The organism is Alkalibaculum bacchi, assembly GCF_937875145.1.
Taxonomy (GTDB): domain Bacteria; phylum Bacillota; class Clostridia; order Eubacteriales; family Alkalibacteraceae; genus Alkalibaculum; species Alkalibaculum bacchi_A.
Window position 1 is genome coordinate 1 of the sequence record NZ_CALNCS010000001.1, and the last position, 6,865, is coordinate 6,865.

The following is a 6,865-nucleotide window of genomic DNA, read 5'->3' on the forward strand; positions in this document are numbered from 1 at the left end:
CGTAGACGCGTTAATCATCGCAGTAGGATCGGAACCCCTCTTGCCACCCATTCCTGGTTTAGATGGAGAAAACGTAATTGTGGTAAACAACTATTATCTAGAAAAAGAGAAGGTGACAGATGAAGTCATCGTCTTAGGAGGGGGACTTGCAGGTTGTGAAGCTGCAATCCATCTTGCTCAAGAAGGAAAAACTGTTCACCTTGTGGAGATGAGAGAAGAATTAGCAATAGACGCAAATATCAGACACCGACCAATTCTTTTAAAGGAAATTGAAAAGCAAAAAATCCAGGTTCATACAGGCTTAAAAGGATTACGGGTAATAGCTGATGGCGTCATCTGTGCTGATTCAACAGCTGAAGAACAACTCATTCCAGGAACAACAGTAATCTGCGCTCTTGGACAGAAAGCAAGAAGAAATGTAGTGGAAAACTTAATTGACTGTGCACCATATGTTGCTCAAATTGGAGATTGTGTAAAAGCGTCAACTATAACAGCAGCGGTATATCAAGGATACCATGCTGCACTCGATATCTAACGATTTTTAAGTCAATTGAATTGCTAATGGATTTGAAAGAGTAATAAATCTATCAATTATTTGTTATTTTGATTGTTGCCAAATCTAAAATTTTTATGAATAAATTTGGCAACAATTTTTTATAATGAGAAAGTGTAACTTTTGCCCACTGCCTCGCTGGTAAAAAGTAAACACCCAAAATATCAGGCTGATATTTTTGAAGCTATGATATAAAGTATTGTTGCCCCAACAAATCCGCTGTTAACAAGGCGTCATATAGCTGTTCCCAGGTTACACCTCCTGCCATATGATGAATTGTCTCTCCTTGTATACAAGCTTTTTGAGCAGCGATGCGAACACGTTCTCCATCGGTTACTCCTATCTCTTTTAAAGTAATAGGTAGACCTACACTATAGCAAAAATCCATAACCTCTTTAATTTCTTGCTTGGGGGCACTTTCTAAAATAAGTTGTGCGATCGTCCCAAATGCCACTAGGGAACCGTGCATGGTTTTCTCACATTCCTGTAAGGCTGTAAATCCATTGTATACAGAATGAGCAACTGCAAGTCCTCCATTATCAGCACCTACACCACTTAAGTATGTATTTGCCTCAATAATCGCGTCTAAAGCAGGTGTGACCAAATGTTTTTCACAAGATAATTTTGCCTGATATCCACATTTTAATAGAGTTTTATAACATAATTCGCATAAAGCCATAGCTGACAGTGAAATTCCTCCATTTTCTAAACTAGGAGAATTTGTTCTCATACAGGCTCTAGCCTCAAAATAAGTCCCAAGGGCATCTCCCATGCCTGCTATCAGAAATTTTACAGGTGCATCTGCAATGATTTGACTATCCACAATAACCGCCTCTGGATTTTTGGGATAAAATAGATATGTATCAAAAGCTCCGTCATCATGATAAATAACTGAGAGTCCAGTACAAGGTGCATCTGTAGCTGTAATCGAAGGAATAATTGCAACAGGGAGTTTCTCGTAATATGCAGTTGCTTTTGCAGTATCAAGAGCGGACCCTCCACCGATACCTACAACCACCTCGATTTGTTCTTCTTTGACAATTTTCCTCATTTTTTCAATTTCACCATTTGAGCTGATGCCGTTGAATATTTTAAAATGTAGCTTACATTCGGTTCCTTCAAAACTCTTTTCGATTTTTTTGTGACAACTTCTATATCCACTTTTACTACAGATAAACAAAAATGATGATCCTAAATCTTTTATTTCTTCATAAAAATTTAATAAAGCCCCTTTTCCTTGCACGTATTTTAATGGAGCTCTTATTAATTTTAATCTGGTCATAAACAAAAACCTCCCTCTAAAAATGGTCTTAAATACATTACACACCACCTATATCTATTCATTAATGCTTAAAATCCACATGACTTATTAACTCATCACGATGCCCCCGTCAGTAATAATAGCTTGACCAGTGATATAATCTGCCCCAGGAGAGGCTAAGAAGGATATTAAATTTGCTACGTCTTCTGATTTCTGGGGTCTTCCCATCAATATCTTTTTAGAATATTCCGTAAAAGCACCACCCTTTTCAACACCTAAGTAGGGAGACAAACTCTCATCAATTTTTTCCCACATATCTGTCTCTACAATGCCTGGACAATAAGCATTAACCGTAATTTTGGGTGCTAATTCCGCTGCTAATGCCTGAGTGAACCCTCGTACTGCAAACTTAGTTCCACTATATGCAGATAAATATCCAAAACCGACATGACCTGCTATACTAGAACAGTTAATAATTTTACCTAAGGTATCTTGCTTCATCATCTGTCTTGCTGCTTCAATATTTGTTAAAAACACGCCTTTACAGTTTATAGAAAATATTTCATCCCATTCATTTGATGTTGTTTCAACAGCAGGTTTAACTGTACATATACCTGCGTTGGCTACTAAAACATCCAACTTCCCAAACTCCCTTATTGTCTTTTCAAAAATGTTATTGACATCTTTTTCATTGGATACATCTCCTGCTATAGCAATACTTTTTTGACCTAGTTCTTCTACCTCTTTAGCAACTTTTTTGGCATTTTCAGGGTTGCGAGCATTAACTACTACATTGAATCCATCCTTTGCCAATCTTAAGGCAATGGCCTTACCAATACCTCTACCTGACCCTGTTACGATAGCTACTTTACTCATCTTCATTACCTCCTTTAACTTTCTTATTACATTAAGTAGCAAGTAATGTGCCAAATAAAGTGAAATTTATTCCGTAAGGGTTTTCTTCATCCCCTACTGAATTGGGAAGTTGGAAGCAAGAGATCAGAGGTTAGATTTTTTTGTCTCCAGTGAAGTCTTTGTGTTCTAACCTCTAACATCTCAATATCCTCCTCTTTTTCTTTTTATCTTGAAGTGGGAGTATTAGTGCCTATTAATTCGGGATGAATTAAAGTAATCCGCTTTTATGCCGTATTTTATGATCTTGTCTTGCGCTCTCTTCAAGATAGTCCTTTATAGGCGCTTTTTCTCTTTTAATTATTTCATTCAGTAAGTAGCAGGTATACTTTCGTCTTAGTTTTTGATCTAATTCATCTCATACTTTCTCATTTTAAATCTCATAATAATACTTTTTCTCATTCTTGAGAAAATTAACAAAGATGTTTTCAAGCGTGATTATAATATCTTCACAATCTTTTTGCTGTATTACATAATTAATGATTATTTCTTAGAGAATTATGTGATAGAAAAATAAGATATCTTAAAACATTCTAGAAAATCGAGTAAAAAATAACCTCGATATGTTCCCTTATACACATATCGAGGGTTAAAGTTACATTATCAGATTTACTTTTAGTTTATGAAACTCAGCATTTCTTGCCTTAGAAAGCAAAACCATCTTTAGCATCCTTAGAAAGTTAAACATTTAAGGTTTTTATATTATTAACGAACTCCACAAGAGGATCCACACAAGCTTTATGCCAACTCTTTCAGCAATACCTGTTGCAATATAGTTATCTACCTCAAGGGGCAAATGGTGGCCATGTTGTTCTGTTTGTCCCATAGGTATTAAAGCGATATCTGTTATTTCTGTGATTGTTTCGCCTTTTGCTGTAAGGGCAGACAGAAAAGCTCCTTGCTGCATATCTGTTTGCTCGTTGTTTAGAATTGATATAAATGCTCTCTCAGCTTCTTGTGGATTTAAATCCTCTTTGTTTATTAATTTAGTTAAAGAAAAAAGTCCATACTAAAAAATAGTATGGACTTTCCAACATCCTACATCGCAATCCGCTGTCTCGAGCAGACTTTAAAAATAATAGGCAGGTCTCCTGACTTAGATTTAAACACCTTTATTGTCTTCCCCCTAATCGGAGTGACATATAATAAAGATTCATCGTCGTCAACGACACCCTTTGGTGTTTAGCTATAACCTTCCCACTACCAGGTAGCTTCGGGACTTTCACCATTAGATTGCGCCCATTCTGGGCGCACAATTAAAAGAAGAGGCAATTTATGCCTCATCTTTTATTTTACTTCTGATGTTCCGGTAATTTTGCTATTCTCGATGACTTGAGAAGAGGTTTTGTATTCCTCTTTTGAGAAGTAAACATTGCCTTGGATTTGAGCATCCCTTATGGTAAAACCATTTGCCTCTACGTAAACATCGCCAACGAAGGTACCCCCTTCAATCATTGCATTTTCACTTTTAATAGTTAATTTAGGTGCTGTAAGTGTATACGATGCAGTTTTGGTTCGATTTTCATCTTGTGCATAAAGCTTTACTTTGCGAACAATGTCGCCATTAGGATCATCCTTGTCTCTAAATTCTCCATCTAAGACTAATTCTTTATCGGTTTTCATATCTTGAGTAAATATGACAATCCAACTTCCTTCAGGTCCCATTACCTTTTGGATGGAAGCTTCATCCATTACGTAGGAAGGACCAGTTGCAGTATCCGGTTCAGGTTTTGATGCATCCGGAGTTGTTTGGTCTTGCGTTGCATCTGGTTTTTCTTGCTCAGTAGTTTCTTTAGGCGTACAACCAATGGTTAGGGTGAAAAGGGTTACTAGGATGACAAATAAACTCATTAATTTTTTCAAAAAAATTCCTCCTTAAATTTTATTACCTATATTTTAAACTAAGAAATAAAAACTATTACACTAATCTTAAATAAACAAAAAATGAATTTGATACAAGTTAAAAAAACAAGCATAGGTCTCAAAATATTCTTCACTGCTTCTTCATAATGATTTGCTATTATCAATTAATAACATTTATATCATAAGGACGAGAAAAGATGTTTGGTTTAAGTTTATATACTATTTCTATTAATTATATACCCACAACCATTTAACTTAATCAAATTTATTTAGGAGTAGGTATTTACAGAATGAAATAAATTTTGCTGTAAATATCTAGAGTACATAATTTAAAAAATTACTCCCATTATTCCACCTAAAGTATTGTTTGTGATATCTGTAATATCAAGGATCAAGACAAACGCAATGCGTTCTTTTGTCAAATTGTATGAGAATTGTAAGATTATTTTTAGAATTCAGTAATAACTTTATAGTACTCTAAAATGGCTTAATAAAATTATTATCTTATAAAGAAAAAAAGCTATTATGGAGGATAAACATGCGTAAGATCGTAAAGATATTTTTTGTTATTCTATTTATATTCGGACTCTTTGTTGTAAAGGAGAAAATAGATATTAACAATATATTTAATAATAAATATAACAGTAACTATATCTACGTGGTGAATCGACAATCTGAAAGCGAAATAATAAAGAAAAACTATAAATCTAAAGCCTATCCAGCATCCTTGACCAAAATTATGACTACTCTTGTTGCCTTAGATCATATAAACGATTTGTCTGCTATTGCTCCAGTGGATATCGATACCTATAGAGAGATGGTAAATAAGAATTCATCAATGGCAGGATTTTATGGAAATGAACAAACTACCTATAGGGATTTATTATATGGGACTATTTTAAGCTCAGGTGGCGAGGCTGCCAATTCATTAGCCATAAACATAGCTGGAAGCGTAGAAGATTTTGTAAAGCTTATGAATGATAAAGCCCAGGAACTCGGACTAGAAGATACGCATTTTGTTAATCCAGAAGGTCTCCATAATAAAAAACAATACACTACTGCCTATGATATGGCAATACTTTTAGACTATGCTTTAGATAATGGACATTTCCGAGCAATATTTACTAAGGAAGCTTTTAAAACGACTTCTACATTAGATCATCCAAATGGCATTGTCTTGCAATCTACCGTGCTTTCAAAACTTCATGACATACCTCAAAATGGTTTTAAAATCATAGGAGGAAAATCTGGAACCACATATGAAGCAGGACAATGCTGGGCGACTTTAGCTATAAAGGGAGATACAGAATATATAGCGATAGTAATGGGTGCTAAGTTAGAAGATATTAATGATACTAGCAACAAGCATATAGAGGATACCATTAAAATATATGAGGGTTTATGATAATAGAACTTGCTTGGCTCGTTGCTTTGCGATAACCATGGCTAGGGGGATGGGGCTCATTCTTACTCCATATATTAGTTGATAAAAATCACCGTCCAGATATGTGTTGCAAAATTGTAAAATGTGACTTATTTTATCTAAAGTATACTGAAATAAAAATCATTATGATATAATAAGACAAATCAGTCTTACATTTAGTGAGCACTGACTGAAATAATCTGTAAGGAAAAAATTAATATTATGATGTTTAAAAATATCTTAAAATATGTTTTCACATTGTGTTTTGGTTATTTTGTAGTTTATATAATATTATATAATATCATATTATGTGATAGGGCTTTAAGACAGATATCTTGGAAAACTCATTATCTTATACTGTTTTTAATTTGTGGAATATTAGGAATCGTATTGCGTTTCAGATATAAAAAATAACTATATCGAGAAATAAGCATTTGCGGAATGAAGTATATTTCACTGTAAATATTTAGGACACTTATGATTAAAGAGTTTTCTTAACAGATGCTGAATAGAAAGCAGTCTATAGTGAAGTTCTGTACCGCAATCATTAGAACAAGGGTAAATTTAATAAACCTTTATCATTAGGATTTTAAATTTATCCTTTATGCTATTAAAGGTCTTAAGCTTCCAATCAATTCGTGCTTATTCATTTTATCAGCTAGGATGACTGTAATAAGCCCCGTAATGCCAGCTAGCAACATATCAGATTTTATTGTGGCTAAATTTCTTGTTTTAGGATTGCCACAAGCCATTGGCTCTTTGAACTGGTGAATTGTTCTTTCAATGCTTTAACCTGTTGAATAATTTTGTTTAAGAACTTATCATTATTTTCAGCAACATATGTTTCAATACC

Annotated in this window: 6 protein-coding genes; 2 read left to right on the forward strand and 4 right to left on the reverse strand. The window is 34.2% G+C overall.

Annotated elements, in window-relative coordinates; genetic code table 11:
* Positions 1-535 (forward strand): FAD-dependent oxidoreductase (locus Q7P22_RS00005; RefSeq protein ID WP_303859525.1); only part of this gene is annotated, 535 nt, incomplete at its 5' end.
* A gap of 202 nt (positions 536-737) precedes the next feature.
* Here Q7P22_RS00005 and Q7P22_RS00010 read toward each other — a convergent pair.
* The 4 genes from Q7P22_RS00010 to Q7P22_RS00025 form a co-directional block, all read right to left on the reverse strand.
* Positions 738-1,835 (reverse strand): glycerol dehydrogenase, encoded by a 1,098-nt coding sequence (locus Q7P22_RS00010; protein WP_303859526.1) that lies wholly within the window; start codon positions 1,833-1,835, stop codon positions 738-740.
* Positions 1,836-1,922: 87 nt separating this feature from the next.
* A complete protein-coding gene (locus Q7P22_RS00015; protein WP_303859527.1) occupies positions 1,923-2,690 on the reverse strand; it encodes an acetoin reductase in 768 nt (255 codons plus the stop codon).
* 733 nt (positions 2,691-3,423) lie between these two features.
* The gene (locus Q7P22_RS00020; protein WP_303859529.1) at positions 3,424-3,708 is read right to left on the reverse strand and encodes a creatininase family protein; all 285 of its coding nucleotides are present in this window, start codon (positions 3,706-3,708) and stop codon (positions 3,424-3,426) included.
* Positions 3,709-4,013: 305 nt separating this feature from the next.
* The gene (locus Q7P22_RS00025) at positions 4,014-4,589 is read right to left on the reverse strand and encodes a hypothetical protein (protein ID WP_113921869.1); all 576 of its coding nucleotides are present in this window, start codon (positions 4,587-4,589) and stop codon (positions 4,014-4,016) included.
* A gap of 538 nt (positions 4,590-5,127) precedes the next feature.
* Between Q7P22_RS00025 and Q7P22_RS00030 the strand changes: the two genes are divergently transcribed.
* Positions 5,128-5,994 carry a D-alanyl-D-alanine carboxypeptidase family protein gene (locus Q7P22_RS00030; protein WP_303859528.1) on the forward strand — a complete coding sequence of 289 codons (867 nt, stop codon included), beginning with the start codon at positions 5,128-5,130 and terminating at the stop codon, positions 5,992-5,994.
* The last annotated feature ends 871 nt before the right edge of the window (positions 5,995-6,865 follow it).